A 22,307-nucleotide genomic window follows, 5' to 3' on the forward strand; every position below is an offset into this window, starting at 1 on the left:
CCAGCGTAATGGCGCCTACTTCTCGACGGCCGGGGCCGCGGGCGGGAACAGCCGGCCGAGCGGCGGTTCGAAGCCCGCCTCCTCCAGGGCCGCCAGCAGCTGGGCCCGCAGCGCCCGCTGCACCGCCCACTGCTTGCCCGGCCGGACCTTCACCGTCAGGCGGAGGGAAAGCCCTTCCGGTGTGACGCTTTCCACACCGAGCATCTCCGGTGGCTCGAGGACGTTGTCCTTGAGCGCGTCGGACTCCGTGGCCGTGACCGCCGCGTCGGCGAGCACCGTCGTCGCGCGCTCGACGTCGGCCGTATACCCGAGGGGGACGTCCACGACCGCCACCGCGAAGCCCTGGCTCGAGTTGCCGACGCGCAGCACTTCGCCGTTGCGGACGTACCAGACCGTGCCCTTGACGTCACGCAGCGTCGTGATGCGCAAGCCCACCGACTCGACCGTGCCGGATGCTTCGCCCACGTCCACGACGTCGCCGACGCCGTATTGGTCCTCGACCATCATGAAGATCCCGGACAGGAAGTCCTTGACCAGGTTCTGGGCGCCGAAGCCGATCGCGACGCCGATGATGCCCGCCGACGCGATGATCGGGCCGAGGTTGATGCCGAGTTCGCCCAGCACGAGGATGAACGCCAGGCCGTAGATCAGGAACGTCGACATCGACTTCAGCACCGAGCCGATGGTCTTCGCGCGCTGGCGGCGCCGTTCGATCACGGCGGAGCCGAGCACCTCCGGGGCGCGCTCGCGCAGGGGGCGCAGCAGCGACGGGAGCTTGCCGCCGGTCTTCGGCAGGGTCGTGACGCGGTTGATCAGCCTTCTCAGGATCAGGCGCACCAGGAACGCGATCACGATGATCATCAGGATCTTGACCGGCTTGGTGATCAGCCAGTTCGCCGAGCCCGCCAGCCACAGGTTGTGCGTGACGTCGTACACCGTGTAGCAGAACGTGCTGGGGTCCTTCACGCACGGCGGGTCGGCGGAGGGGAGCAGGGAAAGCACGGCGGTTCGTTCATCCTTCCGATCGGGTCGGGCACCCCAACGCCGAGTGGATGTTGGGTCGCGCGGATGTGACACGTCTTGTAACACACGTGCGCTGGGGGCCTGTTCTGTGGTCGACTATGCCTACGCCCCTGGAGGTGGTCGAGTGCCAGACCGACAACCCAGCCCCCGCGGCGTCTCCGGCCAAGCCACGGCCGACGAGGCGCCAGAGGTGGTTCTGCGTGCCTATCCGGGGGGTTCCGCATCCGGCGGAACCGTCCCGGCCGGGCCGGGGACCCGCCCAGGGGGAGTGACCCGCCCGCCCGGACAGCGTAGTAGAGGCCGGGATCCGGCCGCCCCGGCCTGGGGCCGGCGCCGGGTGCTCCTGCTCAACGCCACCTTCGAGCCGCTGACGGCGTTGCCGCTGCGGCGCGCCGTGGTGCTCGTGATGTGCGGCAAGGCCGAAGTGGTCCACGGTGACCCCGGCGGGATCGAGCTGCATTCGGCGAAGGTTTCGCTGCCGGTGCCCTCGGTGATCCGCCTCAGCACGTACGTGCGCGTACCGTATCGCGCGCAGGTGCCGCTGACCCGTGCGGGGCTCATGCACCGGGATCGCTACCGCTGCGCCTACTGCGGAGGGCGGGCCGAGACGATCGACCACGTCCTCCCGCGCAGCCGGGGTGGCCCCCACAGCTGGACCAACTGCGTCGCCTGCTGCGCCAAGTGCAACCACCGCAAAGCGGACCGGCTGCTCTCGGAGATCGGCTGGCGGCTGCGGATCGTCCCGCGGGCGCCCCACGGCCCGCACTGGCGGCTGCTCGCGCACTCCAAGGAGGCCGACCCGCTCTGGCGGCCGTATCTGGGCTCCGCCGCTTAGCTCCTCCGGCGGGCGGAGCGCCCCCTGACAAGCCGGCGCCCCGGCTGCCTGTGCGGCGGCCGGGGCGAGCCGGGTGCTTGCGCTGAGGTAGCGCGCGTCCCTGGAGTACGGGTCAGGCAGCGAGCGCGTAGTCGCTCTGGCAGGTGACGCGGGTGCCCATGGTGACGCGCGTGCCGCGGGTGACCCGAGTGCCCCGCGTGACGCGCGTGCCGCAGGTGACTCGCGTGCCGGCCGTCACACGCGTGCCCATCGTGACGCGTGTGCCGCGCGTGACCCGGGTCCCTCGGGTGACTCGCGTGCCCGCCGTCACCCGGGTGCCCATCGTGACCCGCGTTCCCGCCGTCACACGTGTACCGCGAGTGACGCGTGTACCCCGGGTAACCCTTGTGCCCGCCGTCACACGCGTTCCGGGCACGAATTCGATTTCGCTCAGTGACGAAGTGGTCTCGGTGATCGCCTGTGCGGGCGTCTGGACGCTGTTCATGGCAAGGCCTCCTGGGACCGGTGCGTTACCTGCTGGGGCTGGGGAGCGGGGCGCAAGGCCCGTACAGGTGAAAAAGCTACGAGGATTTCAAGGCCCCGACAAGACGACAGCGGCGGGTGCGGCCGCCTGTACGTTGAGTTGCAACCTTTCGGCCCGACGGTCTTCGCCCCAACGTTCCAGTGGCCGCGAGCCAAGCGGCGGACGGCACTCGGCTTACGACGAACGGTCGAGTGCGCCGCGCGCGGTGGGTGCGGAGGTCATCCGATACGCTCACCGGCGTGAACATCGTCGAGACGATCGTGGTCTTCGCCGTGATCCCGCTGGCCATCTACGGCCTCGCCGGGCTGCTGACGCTCCGGCGCAGGTCCGGCGGTGCCCCGCGGCACCGGTCCGGCCAGGCCTGGGAGTACCCGGCCATGTGGTGGAGCGCCAACCCCGAAGGGGCGGGCACGGCCCACCGGCACGCCGGCACCGAGAACAGCGCGCCCGAGGGCGCCCCGACCGCGGCGGGAGGCGCTCGTGGCAACTGGTGAGCTGACGAAGCGCGTCGACGAGTCCGAGCTGGGCTACGGCGAGGCTCTGATGGCCACCGGACGGGTGTCCGCGGCCAAGATGTACGAGCCGGAGGCGCCGTCCGGGCCGTTCAACACCCGCCAGCTGGCGCGTCTCGACGAGGCGCTGACGTTCGCTTCGCGCGAGACCGGCTTGGACTTCAGCCTGTACCTCGGCGAGCTCGGCGCGGAGAGCCGCGAGACGGCGGAGAAGCTGCACGCGACGACGGCGGACCCGTCGAACTCGGTGCTGATCGCGGTCTCGCCGGGTGAGCGCAAGATCGAGATCGTCACGGGCAAGGCCGCTTATGTGCGGCTGCCGGACCGCGGTGCCAAGCTCGCGGTGGCGAGCATGGTGGCGTCGTTCAAGGAGGGCGACCTGGTTCGGGGGCTGGTCAACGGCCTGGTGAACGCGCTGCGGATGCTTTCGGACCAGGCTGGTCCTGCTCCTCGGTGATCTTTGGCTTTGCGGCCCTGCACCCACTTGGGTGTGGGGCCGTTTTGCTTTCTGCGTGTACGGCTCTGGTGAGTTGTCCACTGGTGGGTCGGGCTGTGGACAACTTGGGTGCGGGGGTTTGTTGGGGCCGGGTTTTGTCCGATGCCGCCGATACGCTGGAAGCGGGGGCAGCCCCCAGGGAGGGCGGGCCGTGCCTGGGGTGGGGCGGCCGTGTTGGGCTCCGGTTGGCTGCCGCGGAGCCTCGCCACGGTGGGGGTCGCTGGTGAGCCCTGACTGAAGGTTCCCGCCGGCCCGAACGCCGGATTGTTCAACGGCCGGCAGGTTGTGTCAAGGCGGGAAAGCGTGCCTTGACACAACCTGCCGGCCGCTGGTTCGGCTGCGTATCGGGTCGGCAGGGGGGTGTGGCCGGGAGGGTGGGCTTGGGTCGGGAGGGTGGGCTTGCGTCGGGAGGGGAGCCTTGCACTGCCGGGGGTGGGCCATGCCGGGGCACGGCCCACCACCCGGAAAACTCAGCTCTGGGCGTCGAAGTCCCGTGCCGCCAGGGCTCGGACGATTCCCGCCCGGCCCTCTGATACCAGGCGGCGCAGTGCCTGGGGGTGGTCGCCTGCCAGCCACTCGTCCGAAGCCGTCACCGTCTCCGCGTCGACCGCCCACGAGGGGTACAGGCCGATGGCGATCGGCTGTGCGCGCTCACTCGACCTGCGCTGCCACACCTCGTCGATCACCTCGAAGTAACGCGGGACATACGATCCCAGCAGGGCCTTCTGGCCCGGGTGGGAGAAGCCCGAGATCAACGAGTCGCTCACCGCGTTCGGCAGCTCGTCGTCGTACACCGCTCGCTGCCACGCGTCCGCCTTGGCCTCCGCCGTCGGCCTCAACGCCCGGGCGCGCTCGGCCTGGCGGCGGCCCGTTGCCGTGTTGTCGCGGGACAGCTCCGCGTCGATCTCGGCCGCGTCCGCCTTTCCGTGCGCCACCAGTGCGTGCAGGAGGCGCCAGCGCAGGTCCGTGTCCACCGTCAGCCCCGGCAGCGGTGCCGACCCGTCGAGCCAACCGGACAACACCGACAACGTGGCCTCGTCCAGCACCGAGCCCGCCAGGGAGTTCACGAACGCCAGCTGGTGGTCCGAACCCGGCTCCGCGTCGCGGACCAGCTCCAGGAGCCGCCCGGTGAACGCCGGCCACCCGCGAGAAGCCGCCCAGTCCTGCTCCGCGTACGAGTTCAGGGCCGTCTGGGCCTGCAGCAGGAGCCGCTGGACCACGCCGACCTCGGTCTCCGTGTGGATTCCGCGCTGCACCAGCGTCACGAAGTCGCGGGCCTTCAGCTCGGCTTCGCGGGTCATCTCCCACGCCGCCGACCAGCACAGCGTGCGCGGCAACGGCTCGGTGATGTCCGCGATGCGGTCGATCAGCGTCGTCAGCGACGCCGGGTCGAGGCGCATCGTGCAGTACGTCAGGTCGTCGTCGTTGACCAGGACCAGCTTGCCCGCGGGCCGGCCGACCAGGTCCGGCACCTCGGTGCGCTCGCCGTCGACGTCCAGCTCGACGCGCTGGGTCCGGACGATCTTGCCGGCCGCGTCCTCGTCGTACACGCCCACGGCGACGCGGTGCGTGCGCAGCTCACCGGCACCCGGCTTCGCGCCGGACTGCACGACCGCGAACGACGTGAACGTGCCGTCCGCGCCGACCTCGTAGCGCGGGCTCAGCGAGTTCAGCCCGGTCGTCTCCAGCCACTGCGCGCTCCACCACGACAGGTCGCGGCCGGACGCCTCCTCCAGCGCACCCAGCAGGTCGGCCAGGGTCGCGTTGCCCCAGGCGTGCTTGCCGAAGTACACCTTGAGGCCGTCGAGGAAGTGCTCGAGCCCGACGTAGGCGACGAGCTGCTTGAGCACGCTCGCGCCCTTGGCGTAGGTGATGCCGTCGAAGTTGACCTCGACCGCGTGCAGGTCGACGATGTCGGCCGCGATCGGGTGCGTCGAGGGCAGCTGGTCCTGCCGGTAGGCCCACGACTTCTCGATGTTCGCGAAGCTGGTCCACGCGTTCTTGTACTCGGTCGCCTCGGCCTGGGCCAGGACGCTGGCGAAGGTCGCGAACGACTCGTTCAGCCACAGGTCGTCCCACCAGCGCATGGTGACCAGGTCGCCGAACCACATGTGCGCCATCTCGTGCAGCAGCGTCTCGGCGCGCCGCTCGTAGGCGTAGCGGGTGACGCGGCTGCGGAAGACGTAGTCCTCCAGGAACGTCACCGCGCCCGCGTTCTCCATCGCGCCCGCGTTGAACTCCGGCACGAACAGCTGGTCGTACTTGGAGAACGGGTAGGGCGTGCCGAACTTCTCGTGGTAGAAGCCGAAGCCCTGCTTCGTCTCGGTGAAGAGGCGGTCCGCGTCCATGTGCTCGGCCAGCGACGCGCGGCAGTAGATGCCCAGCGGGATGGTCTTGTGGTCGTCGGTGTACTCGTCACGCCACTCGGCGTACGGGCCCGCGACCAGCGCGACGAGGTACGTCGAGATCCGCTCGGACTCCTTGAACACCGTGCGGACGGCGCCTTCCGGGGTCTCCTCGGCGGACTCGACGATGGCGTTGGAGACGACCTTCCAGTCCTTCGGCGCGATCACCGTGAGCCGGTAGACCGACTTCAGGTCCGGCTGGTCGAAGCAGGCGAACATGCGCTTGGCGTCCGCCGTCTCGAACTGCGTGTACAGGTAGACGCCGTCGTCGACCGGGTCGACGAACCGGTGCAGGCCCTCGCCGGTGTTCATGTACCGGCAGTCGGCGGACACCGTGAGCTCGTTGGCCTCGGCCAGCCCGGCCAGCGCGATGCCCTTGTCCTCGACGTACGCGCTGACGTCGACGTCCGCGCCGTTCAGGGTCGCCGAGTGCACGCGGTCGGCGACGAGGTCGACCCACGTCGATTCGCCGGCCCGGGCGCTGGAGAACCGGACGGTCGTCGTCGACGCGAAGGTCTTCTCCCCGGGTCCGCCGTGGCCGTCGGTCAGATCGAGCTCGATGTCGTAACCGGTGACGTCGAGCAGATCCGCGCGCAGCTTGGCTTGGTCGCGGGTCAGGTTGGGGGCGGGCACAGGCACCTCTGGTCGTTGGTATCGGTTTTCAACTCCCCGCATCCAATCATGGGGACGGGGTGGCGGGCGATAAGGGAACAACCCCGCGTTTCCCGGTGTTGGCCTCCTCGTGTGGGGGTCCGCCCACATCGAGACGTGCCCGGAGGAGTACCCCGATGACCGCTGCCGAGCAGCCCACGAAGGTCGATTTCTACTTCGACCCGATCTGCCCGTTCGCGTGGATCACCTCGCGCTGGATCCTGGAGGTGGAGAAGCACCGCAACCTCGACCTCAACTTCCGGATCATGAGCCTGTCGGTGCTCAACGAAGGCCGGGACGAGCTGCCCGAGCAGTACAAGGAGCTGCTGGCGAAGGGCTGGGGCCCGGTGCGCGTGGCCGTGGCGCTTTCGCAGCTCAAGGGCGAAGAGGTGCTGCGCGAGTACTACACCGAGTTCGGCACCCGCTACCACAACCAGGGCAACAAGGACTACGACTCGGTCATCAAGGAGGCGCTGGCGGCGATCGGCGCCCCGGCCGAGCTGGCCGAAGCCGCGCACTCCACCGAGTACGACGAAGCGCTGAAGAAGAGCCACCACGAGGGCATGGACCCGGTCGGCCAGGACGTCGGCACCCCGACGATCCACATCGACGGCGTGGCGTTCTTCGGCCCGGTCCTGAGCTCCATCCCGCGCGGGGAGGACGCCCTGAAGGTGTTCGACGGCGCCGTCGCGATGGCGAGCTACCCGGACTTCTTCGAGCTCAAGCGCACCCGCACGGGCGAGCTGAACTTCGACTAGGGGGTCGCGGGAGGGGCGGTGGCGCAGAGGGCCACCGCCCCTTCGCCGTCACGGCGTCGCGAGGGCGGCCAGGGTGACGTCGCTGGGGTAGCGGGACGCGGCCACGGCGGCCACCTCGGTCGTTTCGCCGCGGCCGACGCCCGCTTTGAGGGTGATCAGCTCGTGCAGGCCGTCACGGTGGTAGCGGACGAACTCCGCGTCCACCGGGTCGCCGTGGCCGGGGACGACCACCTGGGGGGCCAGCCCGAGGATCGCGTCGAACGTGTCCGGCCAGGCGGTCAGGTCCGTTTCGTCGCTGAACGAATACTCGCTGAACCCCGCTTCGGCGTGTTCGACGACGTCGCCGGCGAAGACGACCGCCGCGTCCGGGACGTGCACGACGACGTCGTGGTCGGTGTGCGCGCGGCCGAGGTGCCGCAAGACGGCCGTGCGGCCGCCGAGGTCCAGCTCGACGCGGCCGGTGAAGGTGTGGTCCGGCGCCGCGATGGTGGTGCGGGAGATCGCGTCGGCGATGTCCGGCTTGCCCTCTTTGCGGTAGTGCTCGACCCACTTCCCGCGGACGGCCTCGAGGTCCCCACCCAGCTCGGCCGCGCAGCGCTCGTGCGCCCAGACCTCGCAGGGCAGGAACGCCTGGGTGCCCCAGGCGTGGTCGAAGTGCGCGTGCGTGTAGGCGACGGCCCAGGGCAGCGGCGTGATCTCGCGGACCGCGGCGGCCAGTTCGGCGCCTTGTTCGAGGTCCCCGCGGGTGTCGACGACCAAGCAGCGCTCCGCGCCCACCACCAGCCCGACGGTCAGGTCCAGCTCCTCGTAGCGGCGGGCGTACACGCCGTCGGCGACCTCGATCCAGCGGCCGGTCATGCCAGTACTCCTTCGTGCAGGACGGGAGCGGCGTCGCTCACGTCGATCCGCGCGGCCAAGGCGACGTCGCCGCCGTGGCCGGCCTCGGCCAGTTCGCGCCCCGACACGCAGTTCACCAGGGCCCCGGCGTCGACGGACCGGGCGGCGAGAGCGGCTTCGGCGGACATCGAAAGACCGTAACCGGCCAGCGCGGCGGCGATCGCCCCGGCGCCCACCTGGTCCTCCACGCACGGCCGCAGCGGGCCGAACGTTTCGCCGTCACCGAAAATGTTCACGCCCCAGCGTTCCCCCGCGGCGATCAGCCCGATCGGGCCGCCCAGCGAGACGGCCTTCGCGGCGACGGCGGAGGCGTTGCGCAGGCAGCCCGCGAACACGTGCGCGCCGGTCGCCGCGGCGGTGTCGCAGAGCGTCGCGCCATTGGGTGAGGGGAGGGCGAGCAAGGTGCCCGGAGGGATGTCCGTCACAGAAGACGGCCGGAGGGTGAATCCGCCCTCACCCGCGATGACCGCCCCGGCCGCCCGGGCCCGGGCGACCCCGCGATCGTCGCGCCACCGGACCGGCAGCACGCGCCCGCCGCGGCCGACCACCAGGTCCGTGGTGGTGCTGAAGGAAAGCACGTCGACGATCACCAGCACCGCGCATTCGCGGCCGAGGGCGGCCACCCCTTCGGCGCCCCAGTCGAGCCGCACGTCGCTGCCGGTCTGCTCCCAGATCCCCACCCCCGGAGCATGCCCGAGATCGGCCCGGGTGGCAGACTCCTGGCCGTGCGCGTCTACTTGGGATCCGACCACGCCGGTTTCGAGCTGAAGAACCACCTGGTGGCTCACCTGGAGAAGCAGGGCCACGAGGTGACCGACATCGGTCCGCACGTCTACGACGCGGCCGACGACTACCCGGCGTTCTGCGTCGAGACGGCGCTGCGCGTGGTGGCCGACGAAGGCAGCCGCGGCATCGTCGTCGGCGGTTCGGGCAACGGCGAGCAGATCGCCGCCAACAAGGTGCCCGGCGCCCGGGCCGGCCTGGCCTGGAGCGTCGAGACCGCGAAGCTGTGCCGCGAGCACAACCATGCCCAGCTGATCGGCGTCGGCGCCCGGATGCACACCGCCGAGGAGGCCGTCGAGATCGTCGAGGCCTTCCTGGCGACGGAGGTCTCGCCGGAGGAGCGGCACGCCCGCCGCGTCCAGCAGCTCCTCGACTACGAGCGCACCGGGACCCCGCCGGCGTTGCCGGAGGCCTGATGCCCGAAGGGCACACGCTCCACCGGCTCGCGCGGCTGCACAAACGCCGGTTCGCCGGCGCCCCGGTCGCGGTGAGCAGCCCGCAGGGCCGGTTCGCCGCCGAAGCGTCCCGTTTGGACGGTCAGGTGTTCGCCGGCGCCGAGGCGCACGGCAAGCACCTCTTCCACGACTACGGCCCGCACGGCATCGTGCACATCCACCTCGGGCTCTACGGCACCTTCGGCGAATCGCCGCTGCCCGCGCCCGAACCGGTGGGCCAGGTCCGGCTGCGGCTGGCCGGCCGGACACATTGGACGGACCTGCGCGGGCCCACCCGCTGTGAACTGCTGGCCCCCGAACAGGCCGACGCGATCAAGGCCCGGCTCGGTCCCGACCCGCTGCGCCGCGACGCGAAACCGGAGCTGGCCTGGGCGCGCATTTCGCGGTCCAAGACGTCGATCGCGGCACTGCTGATGGACCAGGCGGTGCTCGCGGGGGTCGGCAACGTCTACCGCGCCGAAGTGCTGTTCCGCCACGGCGTCGCGCCGCTGACGCCCGGACGGGCGCTGGACCGCACGCTGTGGGACGACATGTGGGCCGACCTGGTGACCCTGATGCGCGACGGCGTCCGCGTCGGGCGCATCGACACGGTCCGGCCGGAACACCTGCCGGAGGCGATGGGCCGCGCGGCCCGGGTGGACCGCCACGGTGGCGAGGTCTACGTCTACCGCCGCGCCGGGGAGCCGTGCCTGGTGTGCGGGACACCGGTGGCGAATTCGGAACTGGTGGGGCGCAACCTCTACTGGTGCCCTCGCTGTCAGCCCGCCTGACCCCACAGCAATGTCGCGAATGACTCATTCGGGACCTCCGAGGTCCCGAATGAGTCATTCGCGGCGTTCGGGCCGGGGCTCAGAAGTCGAAGCCGCCCCCGTCGAAGCCTCCGCCGTCGAACCCGCCTCCGTCGAAGCCGCCGCCGCCCCAGTCGCCGCCGCCGTCGCCACCCATGTCACCGCCGCCGTCGCCGCCCATGTCACCGGACTCGAGCGCGTCCTGCTGGCCCGCGTCGTAGCCGGACTCCCAGGCCGAAGCGCTCGCGATGCCGCTCATGCCGGAGAACATCGCGCTGAACAGGAACATCGAGCCCAGGCCCCAGGCACCGGCGACGAGCGCGGGCTTCCACCACGGCTCGCTGTACCAGCCCTGCGGCACCGGACGGCCCGCGACGCGGCCGCCGGGGTAGTAGTACGGCGTGTCCTGGCCGGCTTCGGGCGAAGCGGCGTAGTGCTGGCCCTCGACGTCGACCTCGCGGCGCTCGGTGACCTTGCCGGCGCGCTCGCGCTCGGCCTCCTCCGGCAGCTGCGGGCCGGGGTCCATGCCCATCGCGACCCGCGCGGCGCGGACGTAGTAGAGGCCTTCGACCGCGGTGTCCTTCACCAGCCGGGCCTGCTCGATCGTGCGGGCCTGCTCCAGCTGCGAGCCGGCGGCGTTGTAGCGCTCGCTCGCGTCGGCCATCGCCTGCATCGACGCGGTGTCGTTGCCGTTGAGGTTGAGCACCTGGCCGCCGAGCCGCTCGACCAGGCGCCGGGCGTCGGCCTTGGCGTCGTCCAGCTCCCGCTGCCGGGCCGCGGCGCGCTGCCGCGAGAAATAGAGGCCGCCACCGACGATCACGACGACGAGCACGATCAAGAAGATCGCGGTGCCCATGGACCACTCCTGGAAGTTCGGGGCTCGGTGACGGGTGGTCACCTTTGAAACGGACAACGCGGACGCTACGCGGTGGGTTCCCGGTGCGTGACCGGGCCCACCGCGAGCGCTGGCCGAAGAAACTAGAACACGTTATAGTTCGGCTATGAAGTTCACCCTGTCGATCGCGATGAACCCCCTCGATCAGCTGGGCGAGCTCGCCCGGGCCGCCGAAGAGGCCGGCTTCGCCTCCATTGCCCTGCCCGACTCGCTCTTCTACGCCGAAACGGTGGACACGGACTACCCGTACACCCCCGACGGCAGCCGGTTCTGGACCGCGGAGACACCCTGGGTGGACCCGCTCGTCGCGACCGCGTCCATGGGCGCGGTGACCAGCCGGATCCACTTCTACACGTCGGTGCTGAAGCTCGGCTCGCGCAACCCGGTGCTGCTGGCCCGCCAGGTCGGTTCGGCGAGCGTGCTCACCGGCGGCCGGTTCGGCCTCGGGCTCGGCGTCGGCTGGCTGCCCCAGGAGTTCGAGTACTGCGGCGTGCCGTTCGAGCGGCGCGGCAAGCGCGTCGACGAAGCCATCGACGTGCTGCGGCTGATCCTCGGCGGCGGGATGGTCGAGTACCACGGCGAGTTCTACGACTTCGACAAGATCCAGATGAGCCCCGCGCCGCCGAGCCGGGTGCCGTTCTACATCGGCGGCCACACCGAGGTCGCGCTGAAGCGCGCCGCCCGGGTCGCCGACGGCTGGTCGTCGGCGATGATGAAGCTCGACGACCTCCGCTCGACCATCGCCCGGCTGAAGGAGCTGCTCGCCGAGCAGGGCCGCGCCGACGACCCGTTCGAGTACCAGGCGGTCTGCATCGACGCCTTCGGGCTGGACGGCTACCGCGCGCAGGCCGAAGCCGGCGTCACGGACGTGATCACCATGCCCTGGGTGTTCGACGGCGTCGGGTTCGACGCGCCGGTCGAGCCGAAGCTCGAAGCGATCCGCAAGTTCGGGGCCGAAATCATCGCGAAGTTCGAGGAGTGACTCCCATGGGCGTGCAGGTCAGCTGGGACACCGATGCGGAGCAGCCGCCCGCACGGCGGGCGGCGTACGCGTCGATGACCGCGGTGACGGCGGGGGACAAGGAGGGCTGGCTGGCCCTGTTCGCCCCGGACGCGGTGGTCGAGGACCCGGTCGGCCCGTCGTTCTTCGACGAGGCGGGCAAGGGCCACCACGGCCGCGAGGGGATCAGCGCGTTCTGGGACAAGACGATCGCCAACGTCGAGCGCTTCGAGTTCACCATCCGCGACTCCCACGCGGGCGGCGACGAGGTGGCCAACGTCGGCACCATCACGACGTTCCTGCCCGGCGGCTACCGTGTCGACACCGACGGGGTCTTCGTCTACCGCGTCGGCGACGACGGCCTGATCCGCTCGGTCCGGGCGTTCTGGGAGACCGACCGCGCGATGGCGACGGCCCGCCAGGTCTGACCCCTACCTCTGCGAAGGCCACTCCGGGATGACCCGGGGTGGCCTCCGTCGTGCGCGTGATCGACACATACCGCAACCGCCTCGTTGCGGAAAGAGCGCATTCTGGCGATTGTTTGCTCAAACGTGCTACTTTTTGCTCATGCAAGCAAAAACGTTCACCGAGAACGCCCGGCGGGCGCAGATCGTCCGCGCGGCGATCGAGACCATCGGTGAACTGGGGTATGCGAAGGCTTCGTTCGGGCAGATCGCGAAACGCGCCGGGCTGAGCAGCACCGGCATGATCTCCTACCACTTCGACGGCAAGGCGGACCTGATCGCCGAGGTCGTCCGGGACGTGCTGGCCACGAGCCTCGCCTACATGCGGGAGCGGATCGACGCGGTGCGGGGCCCGGCGGCGGAGCTGCGGGCCTACATCGAGTCGAACCTGGCGTTCATCGCCGAGCACCCGGTCGAAATCACCGCGCTGCTCGAGAGCCTGCGGCACGGCGGCGGTGTCGCCGCGGGCAACGACGACTGGTACCACGGCGCCGTCGACATCCTGGAATCCTGCCTGCGCGAGGGCCAGCGCTCCGGCGACTTCGGCCGGTTCGACCCGCGCGTCATGGCCATCACCGTCCGCCAGGCGATCGACGGCATCCACACCGAACTGATCCGGCGTCCCGGCACCGACGCCGACGCCTACGCCGCCGAGCTCGTCGCCATCGTCGAACGGGCCACCGCGCCCGGCTGAACTGGGGAAACCATGGCCACCTCGAACACCTCCGGGCGCGTGCTGCGGCCGGTCATCGCCCTGCTCTACCTGAACCTGCTGATCAGCGTCGCGTTCGCGGTGCTCACCTTCCTGCACAAGGACGGGATCCTCGACTACCAGGTGCTGCACTGGGAGTCGACCGGCCAGGCCGACCCGGCCGACCGCGCCGGCACGCGCGCGTCGCTGGAGAGCGTGCTGTGGATCCGCCCGGTGTCGGTGCTGGTCATCGCGATCGTCTACGTCCGGCTGGCGGGCCGGCTCAAGCTCGGCCGCCGCAGCACCTACGTCCGGCTGATGGTGATCACCGTGCTGGGGCTGGCCGGGCTGGTGTACCTCGTCGTCGCGGCCGAGTTCCCGAACTGGATGCGGGCCGGGCAGGTGGGGCAGGCGGTGGTCCTGCTCGTGCTGTTCCTGCTGCTGTGCACGAAGAGCGTCCGCGGGTACTTCTCGAAGCAGGGCCGGGTTCCGCAGAAGGTGTGAACCCGAACCGGATTTCCGTTCACATTGTGTTTCCCGGACATTGTTCAACGACTCCGGAAAAGATTCAGGTTTCGCGGAAGTAAACGTTACCCGGTCGCTCCGATCACCCGAATGCCCGAGCGTCGGAGCGGTGGCTCCGACCCTGAGTGGAGCGCGGGTTCGTGCAGCTTCCGCCCGGTGTCCGGGGTGCTGGTACCCGCTTTGGTGGATCCGGACGAATCGGACATCCCTGGGCGGGGAAACCCCGTTGTGGCTCGTTGCGGCACGTAGGGGCAGGTGGTAGCTTCTGATCGTTATCTCCTCGCGGTGAACCGGGCGATCAGGGCAGTAATCGTCCAACGGGAACCGCGGGGATCTGGGGTCTGGGGAAAGGTTGTCCGATGAACGTTTACCGCGGTCCTTCATAAGGGACGCCGAATAACACTTCGCCGACGGCTCGTGCGCGAGTCGACGGGACTTTGTCATCACCAGGCACTCGTTGGGGAGCGGTGGGCCCGGTCGATCGACCGTCAAGCATTGCGTGTGCGGCGGCAATTGCCCGCCGCGTGCGCGGCTGCGCTGGTGATTCGCGAAAAAAGCCGTGTTCGGCCCGTCTGGGGCGGCCGCAACGCGGAGCGTGGATCAGCCGAACCCAACAGGCAACGAATTCCTGGGGGAAGTACCTGTCATGCTCATCGAACGTGATTTCGAAACGGCGACGCTGAGCCAGATGCTCACCGACGCCCACTCCGGGGCCGGCGGCGTCGCCCTGGTCCTCGGCCCGGTCGCCAGCGGCAAGACCGCGCTGCTGGAAACCTTCGGCCGGCAGGCCGCCGGCACCGGCGCGGTCGTCCTGTCGGCGTCCGGTGCCCGGTCCGAAACCGCCGTCGGCCTCGGCGTCGTTTCGCAGCTGGTCCACACGCCGGGCGTCCGCGCGGACATCGCGGACCAGGTGTCGGCGTACGTGGAGGACGCCGAGGCCGACGCGACGCTGCTGGACAGCCGGTTCCTGCACCGCCTCTCCAGCGCGGTGATCGGCTGGTCGGCCGAGAGCCCGCTGGTCGTCTGCGTCGACGACGCCCACCACGCCGATCCCGCGTCCCTGCAGTTCCTGCAGCACATGGCCCGGCGGATCCGCCCCGCCCGGGTGCTCGTGCTGCTCGCCGAGCGGGCCGACCCGGGTGAGCGGCGCCCGGTCCGTCACGTCGACCTGATGCGGCGGCCGCACTGCCGCCAGCTGCGGCTGGCCCCGTTGTCCCGCAACGGCGTCGGCGTCCTGCTGGCCGGCAAGCTCGACGAGGGCAAGGCCCACGCACTGGCCGCGCAGTGCTTCGCGGTCAGCGGCGGCAACCCGCTGCTGGCCACGGCGCTGGTGCACGACACCCGCGCGGCCGGCACGGGCGAGGTCGTCGCGGGCGCCGCCTACCGGCACGCCGTGCTCAGCTGCCTGCACTCCAGCGAACCGCGGGCCCTCGAACTCGCCCGGGCGCTGGCCGTCCTCGGCGACGACGAGCAGTCGCAGATCGCGCTGGCCGGCGGCATGGTCTCCTTCGCGCCGGCCACCACCGAGCCGGTGCGCCGGGCGCTGGAGTCGGCCGGCGTGCTCGACGGGCACCGGTTCCGGCACCCCGAAGCCCGCGTCGCGGTGCTCGAGGAGCTGGACCCCGGGGTCCGGGCCGCCCTGCACGGCCAGGCCGCCCGCCTGCTGTTCGACCAGGGCGCCCGGCCGACCGCCATCGCCGCCCACGTGGTGGCGGCGAACCTGGACGAGCCGTGGACCGAGCACCTGCTGTCCGAGGCGTCGGAGGCGGCGCTGCTCGAGGACGACGTCGAGCTGGCCCGCGCGTGCGTCGCGATGGCCAGCCGCTGCTGCACCGACGACCGCGACCGGGCGATCGCGAAGGCGTCGCTGGCCGACATCGAATGGCGGACCACCCCGGCGAAGGCGATGCGCCGGCTGCCGGAGCTGGTGCACGCGACCCGCGCCGGGTACCTGCCGGGCATCCGGGTCGTCGGCATCTTCGAGTTCCTGCTCTGGTTCGGCCGGGTCGACGAAGCCGTGGAGATCTCGAAGGCGTTCGGGGACCTGGTCGACTGCCGGGACCGCCGGACCCGCGGCGAGCTGCTGACGCTCGACGCGTGGCTGGCCAGCTCGGTGCCGGGGATGCGGCACCTGATCGGGCCGATGCTCGCCTCGATCACCGACGAAACGCCGTCCCCGCAGCTTGGGCTCTCGGTGAACTCGCAGCAGAAGGCGATCGACGCGCTGACCAGCGCGGTCCGCGAAGGCCCGTCCGAAGCCGCCGTGCTCGACGCCGAGCAGGTGCTCGAAGGCACCCGGATGACCGACATCACCCTCCGGCACCTGGTGTTCGCGGCGACGGTACTGGTCTACGCCGAGCGCCTCGGCAAAGCCGCGACCTGGGCGGATCACCTGATGGCGCAGGCCGCCGGCCGCCCGGCGCCGACCTGGCAGGCGTCGCTGGCGGAGCTGCGCGCGGAGGTCGCGCTGCGGCAGGGCGACCTGCCGCTCGCCGCCCGCGACGCCAAGATCGCGCTGACGAAGATGACCCCGGAGGCGTGGGGCATCGGGGTGGGCGCGCCGCTGGCGACCCTGCTGGCCGCGCTGACCGAGATGGGGCGGTTCGACGAAGCAGCCGAGCTGCTCAACCAGCCGGTGCCGGACGCGCTCGGCGAGACCCGGTTCGGCCTGCACTACCTGCACGCGCGCGGCCACTACTACCTCGCGACCGGCCGGCTGCCGACGGCGCTGAACGACTTCCTCGCCTGCGGGGAGCAGATGGCCCGGTGGGACCTGGACCAGCCGTCGCTCGTGCCGTGGCGCTCCAGCGCCGCGGAGGTCCACCTGAAGCTGGGTGACCGCGAGAAGGCCCGTCAGCTCGCCGAGGAGCAGGCGGCGAAGCTCGGCCCGGACTGCGGCGACCGCACCCGCGGCATCACGCTGCGGACCCTGGCGCTGGTGGCCGACCCCGCGCGGCGGCCGAAGCTGATGCAGGAAGCGGTGGACGTGCTCGAGAAGTCCGGCGCCAAGCTGGAACTGGCCCGCACGCTCGCCGAGCTGAGCCGGGCGGGCGGCGACCCGGCCACGGCGCGCACGGCCGCCCGGGACGCCCGGGTGCTGGCCAAGGAATGCGGCGCGGAGCTGCTGCGGAAGACGTTCCTCGACGGCGGGGACGACGACGTGGTGGTCTCCCTCCGCGGCCGGGTCGCCCCGGCCGACGTCAAGCTGCTGACCGACGCCGAGCAGCGGGTCGGCTGGCTCGCCGCGCGCGGCCACACCAACCGGGAGATCGCCAGCCAGCTCTACATCACGGTCAGCACGGTGGAACAGCACCTGACCCGCGTGTACCGCAAGCTGAGCGTCAGCCGGCGCCGCGACCTGGCGTCGGAGCCGCAGCTGCGGGTGCCGGAGCAGCAGGAGCGCCTGCCGGGCGTGCCCCGGCCGCCGGTGGCGGTCAACCACCGGGCGCCTGCCCCGCCGGTGCGCCGTCCACTGAGGCCGGTGCCGCCGGTCCGCTGACGGACGTCACCGGAGCCGGGATCCCGTTACGGGGTCCCGGCTCTTCCGCTTCCGCGGACCCCTATAGGTGCGCCCCTAGGTTTCCCGGTGGGGCCACTGACTTGGCGCCCGATTCGTTGACAAAGAACCGGTGTCCCGCGAGCGTGGACGTCGTTGCCGGGCACCGGATCCGGCGCGATTTTCGCGGCGGCGAGGTACTCCGGAGCTGCTCGCACGGCGGCCGGACGACGCCACGGCGGGAGCTGTACTCGTGACGTGGCAAGGAAGGCACATCCATGGCGAAGCGTGCGTTGATCACCGGAATCACCGGGCAGGACGGGTCGTACCTGGCCGAGCACCTGCTGGCCGAGGGCTACCAGGTGTGGGGCCTGGTGCGCGGCCAGGCCAATCCGCGCAAGTCGCGGATCAGCAGGCTGGTCTCCGATCTCCACTTCGTGGAGGGGGATCTGATGGACCAGGTCAGTCTCGTGTCCGCAGTGGACTTCGTGCAGCCCGACGAGGTGTACAACCTCGCGGCCATCTCGTTCGTGCCGATGTCGTGGCAGCAGCCCGAACTCACCACCGAGGTGAACGGCATGGGCGTGCTGCGGGTGCTCGAAGCGGTCCGGATGGTGTGCGGGCTGGACAAGTCCCGCCCGACCGGCGGCGGGATCCGGTTCTACCAGGCGTCGTCGTCGGAGATGTACGGCAAGGTGGCCGAGACCCCGCAGAACGAGCAGACCATCTTCCACCCGCGCAGCCCCTACGGCGTCGCGAAGACGTACGGGCACTTCATCACCAAGAACTACCGCGAATCCTTCGGCATGTTCGGGGTGTCCGGAATCCTGTTCAACCACGAGTCCCCGCGCCGCGGCGCCGAGTTCGTCACCCGCAAGATCACCATGGCGGTGGCGGAGATCAAGCTGGGCATGCGCGACAAGCTGTACCTGGGCAACCTGGACGCGGTCCGCGACTGGGGCTTCGCCGGCGACTACGTCCGCGCGATGCACCTGATGCTGCAGCAGGAGACGGCGACCGACTACGTGGTCGGCACCGGGCAGATGCACTCGGTCCGCGACGCCGTCCAGATCGCCTTCGACGCGGTGGACCTGAACTGGCGCGACTACGTGGTCATCGACCCGGCCCTGGTCCGGCCCGCGGAGGTCGAAACCCTGTGCGCCGATCCGGAAAAGGCCCGCGCCGAGCTCGGCTGGAAGCAGTCGGTCGACTTCGAGGAGCTGATGCGGATGATGGTCGAGGCCGACCTGCGGAAGGCATCGAACGAGCACAAGTACAGCGAGCTGATGCTCGCCGGGAGCTGGTGACGGCCGTGGCGCCCATCCTGTTCGCGTCGATCGCGGACGCCGGCATGATCAACCCGCTCCTCGTCATCGCGGGGGAACTCGCCCGCCGTGGCGTGCCGGACCTGTACTTCGCGTCCACAGAGGACCGCCGCGCCGACGTCGAGGCGATCTCCGCGACCAACCCGGTCCGGTTCGTTTCCTTCGGGGAGCGGCTCGAACGCCCGCCGGGCGAATGGCACCCCGACCTCTACGCGGCGGCGACCCAGCCCGCGAAGCCGGGCAGCCTGACCGCGCGGCCGCAGAACGTCGTCGCCTACCTCAGCGGCGTCACCGACGCGAGCATCATGGTGACGATGTACGAGCGCGCGCTGGCCGTCGTCGACGAGGTGAAACCGGCGCTGATGGTCATCGACTCTTCCAGCGTCTATCCGACCGACGCGGCGATCGCCCGGGAGGTCCCGTACGTCTACAGCGTGCCGATCTCGGTGAGCGAAATCTTCGCCGAGCGCTTGCCGCTGAGCTACCCGAGCCCGAACACCGGGCTGCCGCGCTCGCTTTCGGGACGGCAGAAGCTGGCGAACCTGTGGTTCCGGCTGCGGCTGCTGCACGGCATGCTGACGAAGGTCCCGGCGATGCAGTTCACCAAGGCCCGCAAGGAAGCCGGGATCGCGAACGCGACGGCGGGTCAGTCCGGCTACGCCGACCGCGCGCGGGCGATCCTCGGGTATTCGGTGTTCGGCATGGAGTACCCGTTCGACGCGGCGCCGTCGCACCTGCGGATGGTGGGGCCCGTGGTACCCCCGCTGCCGGAGGCGGTGACGCCGGATCCGGCGTTGTCGGCCTGGCTGGACGAGCACGAATCGGTGGTGTACCTGGCGTTCGGCACCCACATGCGGCTGACCGCGCCCCAGGTGTCGGCGATCGCCGAGGCGGCGCGGCGGATCGGGCCCGAGCACCACGTGCTGTGGAAGCTGCCGAAGGCCCAGCGCGCGTTGCTGCCGGCGGACCTGCCGCCGAACGTCCGGCTGGAGAACTGGGTGCCGTCCCAGTTCGACGTCCTGGCCCACCCGCACGTGCGCGTCTACTACCACCACGGCGGCGGCAACAGCGCGTACGAAGGGATCTACTTCGGGAAGCCGGGCCTGGTGCAGCCGTTCTGGATGGACTGCCACGACCACGCGGCACGGGTCCTCGACAGCGGCTGCGGGCTGGTCCTCTCGTACGAGGAGACGATTTCGGCGGACGCGATCGTGGCCAAGCTGCGCCGGGTGCTGGAGGAGAAGGAGTTCACGGCCCGGGCCGAGGACTGGGCGGACCGCTTCCGCGCGGCGGGTGGCCTGAGTGCCGCCGCCGACACCGTGCTGGCCGCTCTCGGGAAGGGATAGGCATGTCCGTCAAGTATCCGGTGTCCCAGCCGTACCTGAACGGCGACGAGCTGGCCAACGTCACCGACGCCGTCACGAGCGGCTGGATCTCCTCGCAAGGCCCGTATGTGGAGCGGTTCGAGTCGGATTTCGCCGCGTACAACGGGGTGTCGTTCGGGGTGGCGTGTTCGTCCGGGACGACGGCGCTGACGCTGGCGTTGCGGGCGCTGGGGATCGGCCCGGGGGACGAGGTGATCGTCCCGGAGTTCACGATGATCGCCTCGGCCTGGGCGGTGACGTACACGGGAGCGACTCCGGTGTTCGTCGACTGCGGCGACGATCTGAACATCGACGTGTCGCTGATCGAGGCGAAGATCACCCCGCGCACCCGCGCGATCATGCCGGTGCACATCTACGGGCGCCGGTGTGACATGGATGCGATCATGGAGCTGGCGTACGAGTACAACCTGCGTGTCGTGGAGGACTCGGCGGAGGCGCACGGGGTGCGCCCGGTCGGGGACGTCGCGTGCTTTTCGTTGTTCGCCAACAAGATCATCGCCTCGGGTGAGGGTGGGATCTGCCTGACGTCGGACGCCCGGCTCGCGGCGCAGATGAAGCACCTGCGGGGGATGGCGTTCAACCGGGACCACACGTTCCTGCACAAGAAGCTCGGGTACAACTTCCGCATGACGAACCTGCAGGCCGCGGTGGCGACGGCGCAGGTGGCCCAGCTGGACTCGATCCTCGCTCTGCGGTCGGCGATCGAGGCGCGTTATGACGCTGGATTGCGGGACATTCCCGGGGTGCGCTTGATGCCGCGGCGGGATGTGCTGTGGATGTACGACTTGTTGTGCTCGCGCCGGGACGAGCTGCGCGCTTTCCTTGCCGGGGAGGGCATCGAGACGCGGGTGTTCTTCAAACCGATGAGCCGGCAGCCGATGTACCTGGATCCGGTGTGGCCTTCGTTGCGGGCCAACCGGTTTGCGGAGGAGGGGTTGTACCTGCCGACGTACACTTCGCTGGGGGAGGATGATCAGGAGTACATCGTTTCGCGGGTGCGGAAGTTCTACAGCTGATCCGCCCGATCGAGTGATGAACTTGTGTTCGATGGTCGGTAATCTTGATCTATGTCCGACAGTGGTTCTTCGTCTGCCGAGGCGGTGGCTTTCGCCGACCGTCTCGGTGAGTTGCTCGCGTGTATGCGGTCTGCTGAGGCGGAGTTGGGGGCGCTGGTGGTGGAGATCGAGCAGCGTGGGGTGATGGAGGTGTTCGGGTACCGGTCTGTCGCTCGGTTGCTGGAGCATCTCGGTGACCTTCCGAGGTCGGCGGCGGAACGTTTGGTGAAGCGTGCCCGCTTGGTCAATCCGGGTCGCGCTCTCGACGGCACCCCGATCCCAGCGTTGGCGCCGGGCACGGGTGTTGCTGCCTTGTCTGGGTCGCTGAGTGCTCCGATGATCGACACGATCACCGGGGTGCTGGCCGAGGTGCCGCCTGAGCATCGTGACCGCGTCGAGGCCGACCTGTTGGCGTTCGCGGCCGAGGCCGGGCACAAGCAGGTCGCGGTCCTCGGCGCCCGCATCCTCGCCCACCTCAACCCCGATGGCGCCGAACCCGACGACACCGAACCGGTCGTCCCGGCGCGGGAGTTGTTCCTGCGTCGCCGAAGATCCGGGGTCTGGGTGTTGAACGGCAAGTTCGACGATGAGACCGGCACCCGGGCCAGCGCCCTGCTCGATGCCCTGGCCGAGCGCCGCACCGGCGACGACGGTCCCGACCACCGCGCGATGCCGCAGCGCTATGGCGATGCGTTCTCCGACGCGGTCGACCTGGCTCTGAATTCCCCGGATTTGCCGATGCAGGCCGGGGAACGGGCTCATGTCATGGTCGCGGTCTCCCTCGCCGACCTGCAGTCCGGCACCGGCGCAGCGACCCTCGGCGACACCGGGACTATGACCGCCGCCGAAGCCCGGGTGCACGCTTGCGACGCCATGGTCATTCCGGCGGTGTTGGGTGCGAAGAGTGAACCGCTCAACCTGGGTCGCCTTCGCCGTTTGATTTCCGCCGGGCTTCGCCGGGCGTTGTTCCTGCGCGACCGCGGTTGCGCGTTCCCCGGCTGTCACCGCCCACCGCGGCACTGCCAGGGCCATCACATCCGGCATTGGGCCGACGGCGGCCCCACCGATCTCAACAACCTGGTGTTGATGTGCGCCCACCACCACCGGCTGCTGCACCGCTCAGGCTGGGAGGTCCGCATCGCCCCCGACGGGCTGCCCGAATTCCTCCCACCCACGTTCCTGGACCGGCGCCGAAAACCCCGGCGCAACAACCTCCACGAACCGCTGCCATTCGCAGCCTGAACACGGGAAAGGCCCGCGGCCACACGGCCGCGGGCCCGCACCCACGCGCGCAGGCTGTCCTCAAAGGCCGGCGACGCCGCGAGATGCCGCTCCAGTCGCGTGT

21 protein-coding genes are annotated in these 22,307 nt (G+C 70.4%); 15 read left to right on the plus strand and 6 right to left on the minus strand.

Annotated features, from left to right (window positions below):
• Positions 1–15: 15 nt before the first annotated feature.
• Entirely contained in the window at positions 16–966 is a 951-nt protein-coding gene (locus tag H5965_RS22740) for a mechanosensitive ion channel family protein (protein WP_396136939.1), read from the minus strand.
• 394 nt (positions 967–1,360) lie between these two features.
• Between H5965_RS22740 and H5965_RS22745 the strand changes: the two genes are divergently transcribed.
• Positions 1,361–1,858, plus strand: a complete 498-nt coding sequence (locus H5965_RS22745; protein ID WP_310972134.1) for an HNH endonuclease — start codon at positions 1,361–1,363, stop codon at positions 1,856–1,858.
• 112 nt (positions 1,859–1,970) lie between these two features.
• Here H5965_RS22745 and H5965_RS22750 read toward each other — a convergent pair whose 3' ends face one another.
• Positions 1,971–2,342 carry a hypothetical protein gene (locus H5965_RS22750; protein WP_310972136.1) on the minus strand — a complete coding sequence of 124 codons (372 nt, stop codon included), beginning with the start codon at positions 2,340–2,342 and terminating at the stop codon, positions 1,971–1,973.
• A 278-nt stretch (positions 2,343–2,620) separates the two neighbouring features.
• Here H5965_RS22750 and H5965_RS22755 point away from each other — a divergent pair, with 278 nt between their 5' ends.
• Both H5965_RS22755 and H5965_RS22760 read left to right on the plus strand, forming a co-directional pair.
• Positions 2,621–2,875 carry a hypothetical protein gene (locus H5965_RS22755; RefSeq protein WP_310972138.1) on the plus strand — a complete coding sequence of 85 codons (255 nt, stop codon included), beginning with the start codon at positions 2,621–2,623 and terminating at the stop codon, positions 2,873–2,875.
• The gene (locus H5965_RS22760) at positions 2,862–3,350 is read left to right on the plus strand and encodes a DUF5130 family protein (RefSeq protein WP_310972139.1); all 489 of its coding nucleotides are present in this window, start codon (positions 2,862–2,864) and stop codon (positions 3,348–3,350) included. Before H5965_RS22755 ends, H5965_RS22760 begins: the two co-directional genes overlap by 14 nt.
• A 509-nt stretch (positions 3,351–3,859) precedes the next feature.
• On the opposite strand, the gene pepN is transcribed toward H5965_RS22760, so the two are convergent.
• Positions 3,860–6,427 carry an aminopeptidase N gene (pepN, locus tag H5965_RS22765; RefSeq protein WP_310972666.1) on the minus strand — a complete coding sequence of 856 codons (2,568 nt, stop codon included), beginning with the start codon at positions 6,425–6,427 and terminating at the stop codon, positions 3,860–3,862.
• Positions 6,428–6,582: 155 nt separating this feature from the next.
• Between pepN and H5965_RS22770 the strand changes: the two genes are divergently transcribed.
• Positions 6,583–7,203 (plus strand): DsbA family protein, encoded by a 621-nt coding sequence (locus H5965_RS22770; RefSeq protein WP_310972140.1) that lies wholly within the window; start codon positions 6,583–6,585, stop codon positions 7,201–7,203.
• A 48-nt stretch (positions 7,204–7,251) separates the two neighbouring features.
• On the opposite strand, the gene H5965_RS22775 is transcribed toward H5965_RS22770, so the two are convergent.
• Positions 7,252–8,061 (minus strand): MBL fold metallo-hydrolase, encoded by an 810-nt coding sequence (locus tag H5965_RS22775; protein WP_310972142.1) that lies wholly within the window; start codon positions 8,059–8,061, stop codon positions 7,252–7,254.
• Positions 8,058–8,780, minus strand: coding sequence for a 2-phosphosulfolactate phosphatase (locus H5965_RS22780; protein ID WP_396136926.1), 723 nt, complete (start codon positions 8,778–8,780; stop codon positions 8,058–8,060). Before H5965_RS22780 ends, H5965_RS22775 begins: the two co-directional genes overlap by 4 nt.
• A gap of 45 nt (positions 8,781–8,825) precedes the next feature.
• On the opposite strand from H5965_RS22780, the gene H5965_RS22785 reads away from it, so the two are divergent.
• Together H5965_RS22785 and H5965_RS22790 are read left to right on the plus strand one after the other, a co-directional pair.
• Positions 8,826–9,299, plus strand: coding sequence for a ribose-5-phosphate isomerase (locus H5965_RS22785; protein WP_310972143.1), 474 nt, complete (start codon positions 8,826–8,828; stop codon positions 9,297–9,299).
• Positions 9,299–10,108, plus strand: a complete 810-nt coding sequence (locus tag H5965_RS22790; protein ID WP_310972144.1) for a DNA-formamidopyrimidine glycosylase family protein — start codon at positions 9,299–9,301, stop codon at positions 10,106–10,108. Before H5965_RS22785 ends, H5965_RS22790 begins: the two co-directional genes overlap by 1 nt.
• A 79-nt stretch (positions 10,109–10,187) precedes the next feature.
• Here the strand turns inward: H5965_RS22790 and H5965_RS22795 are convergent, their stop codons facing one another.
• Positions 10,188–10,982, minus strand: coding sequence for a hypothetical protein (locus H5965_RS22795; protein ID WP_310972145.1), 795 nt, complete (start codon positions 10,980–10,982; stop codon positions 10,188–10,190).
• 145 nt (positions 10,983–11,127) lie between these two features.
• On the opposite strand from H5965_RS22795, the gene H5965_RS22800 reads away from it, so the two are divergent.
• The 9 genes from H5965_RS22800 to H5965_RS22840 all read left to right on the plus strand — a co-directional run bounded on the left by H5965_RS22800 (position 11,128) and on the right by H5965_RS22840 (position 22,204).
• Positions 11,128–12,003, plus strand: coding sequence for a TIGR03619 family F420-dependent LLM class oxidoreductase (locus tag H5965_RS22800; RefSeq protein ID WP_310972146.1), 876 nt, complete (start codon positions 11,128–11,130; stop codon positions 12,001–12,003).
• A gap of 5 nt (positions 12,004–12,008) precedes the next feature.
• Positions 12,009–12,449, plus strand: a complete 441-nt coding sequence (locus H5965_RS22805) for a nuclear transport factor 2 family protein (RefSeq protein ID WP_310972147.1) — start codon at positions 12,009–12,011, stop codon at positions 12,447–12,449.
• Between the two features lie 139 nt (positions 12,450–12,588).
• Positions 12,589–13,179, plus strand: coding sequence for a TetR/AcrR family transcriptional regulator (locus H5965_RS22810; RefSeq protein WP_310972148.1), 591 nt, complete (start codon positions 12,589–12,591; stop codon positions 13,177–13,179).
• 12 nt (positions 13,180–13,191) lie between these two features.
• Entirely contained in the window at positions 13,192–13,680 is a 489-nt protein-coding gene (locus tag H5965_RS22815; protein WP_310972149.1) for a hypothetical protein, read from the plus strand.
• Positions 13,681–14,347: 667 nt separating this feature from the next.
• Positions 14,348–17,200: an AAA family ATPase gene (locus H5965_RS22820; RefSeq protein ID WP_310972150.1), complete on the plus strand. Its 2,853-nt coding sequence runs from the start codon at positions 14,348–14,350 to the stop codon at positions 17,198–17,200.
• 275 nt (positions 17,201–17,475) lie between these two features.
• Complete coding sequence (locus H5965_RS22825; RefSeq protein ID WP_003069872.1) at positions 17,476–18,504, plus strand: GDP-mannose 4,6-dehydratase; 1,029 nt, start codon at positions 17,476–17,478, stop codon at positions 18,502–18,504.
• A 5-nt stretch (positions 18,505–18,509) separates the two neighbouring features.
• Complete coding sequence (locus H5965_RS22830) at positions 18,510–19,868, plus strand: glycosyltransferase (RefSeq protein WP_310972151.1); 1,359 nt, start codon at positions 18,510–18,512, stop codon at positions 19,866–19,868.
• A gap of 2 nt (positions 19,869–19,870) precedes the next feature.
• The gene (locus tag H5965_RS22835) at positions 19,871–20,923 is read left to right on the plus strand and encodes a DegT/DnrJ/EryC1/StrS family aminotransferase (RefSeq protein ID WP_310972152.1); all 1,053 of its coding nucleotides are present in this window, start codon (positions 19,871–19,873) and stop codon (positions 20,921–20,923) included.
• Positions 20,924–20,974: 51 nt separating this feature from the next.
• Positions 20,975–22,204, plus strand: coding sequence for a DUF222 domain-containing protein (locus H5965_RS22840; RefSeq protein ID WP_310972153.1), 1,230 nt, complete (start codon positions 20,975–20,977; stop codon positions 22,202–22,204).
• Positions 22,205–22,307: the final 103 nt, after the last annotated feature.

It is taken from the genome of Amycolatopsis sp. 505 (assembly GCF_031625235.1).
Taxonomy (GTDB): Bacteria; Actinomycetota; Actinomycetes; order Mycobacteriales; family Pseudonocardiaceae; genus Amycolatopsis.

What these genes read in the sequence shown, in the direction of transcription:
- H5965_RS22750 (WP_310972136.1), bottom strand. Translation starts at nt 2,342, where the DNA reads ATGAACAGCGTCCAGACGCCCGCACAGGCGATCACCGAGACCACTTCG.
- H5965_RS22800 (WP_310972146.1), top strand. Translation starts at nt 11,128, where the DNA reads ATGAAGTTCACCCTGTCGATCGCGATGAACCCCCTCGATCAGCTGGGC.
- H5965_RS22775 (WP_310972142.1), bottom strand. Translation starts at nt 8,061, where the DNA reads ATGACCGGCCGCTGGATCGAGGTCGCCGACGGCGTGTACGCCCGCCGC.
- H5965_RS22815 (WP_310972149.1), top strand. Translation starts at nt 13,192, where the DNA reads ATGGCCACCTCGAACACCTCCGGGCGCGTGCTGCGGCCGGTCATCGCC.
- H5965_RS22805 (WP_310972147.1), top strand. Translation starts at nt 12,009, where the DNA reads ATGGGCGTGCAGGTCAGCTGGGACACCGATGCGGAGCAGCCGCCCGCA.
- H5965_RS22825 (WP_003069872.1), top strand. Translation starts at nt 17,476, where the DNA reads ATGGCGAAGCGTGCGTTGATCACCGGAATCACCGGGCAGGACGGGTCG.
- H5965_RS22795 (WP_310972145.1), bottom strand. Translation starts at nt 10,982, where the DNA reads ATGGGCACCGCGATCTTCTTGATCGTGCTCGTCGTCGTGATCGTCGGT.
- H5965_RS22835 (WP_310972152.1), top strand. Translation starts at nt 19,871, where the DNA reads ATGTCCGTCAAGTATCCGGTGTCCCAGCCGTACCTGAACGGCGACGAG.
- H5965_RS22840 (WP_310972153.1), top strand. Translation starts at nt 20,975, where the DNA reads ATGTCCGACAGTGGTTCTTCGTCTGCCGAGGCGGTGGCTTTCGCCGAC.
- H5965_RS22820 (WP_310972150.1), top strand. Translation starts at nt 14,348, where the DNA reads ATGCTCATCGAACGTGATTTCGAAACGGCGACGCTGAGCCAGATGCTC.
- H5965_RS22770 (WP_310972140.1), top strand. Translation starts at nt 6,583, where the DNA reads ATGACCGCTGCCGAGCAGCCCACGAAGGTCGATTTCTACTTCGACCCG.
- H5965_RS22810 (WP_310972148.1), top strand. Translation starts at nt 12,589, where the DNA reads ATGCAAGCAAAAACGTTCACCGAGAACGCCCGGCGGGCGCAGATCGTC.
- H5965_RS22790 (WP_310972144.1), top strand. Translation starts at nt 9,299, where the DNA reads ATGCCCGAAGGGCACACGCTCCACCGGCTCGCGCGGCTGCACAAACGC.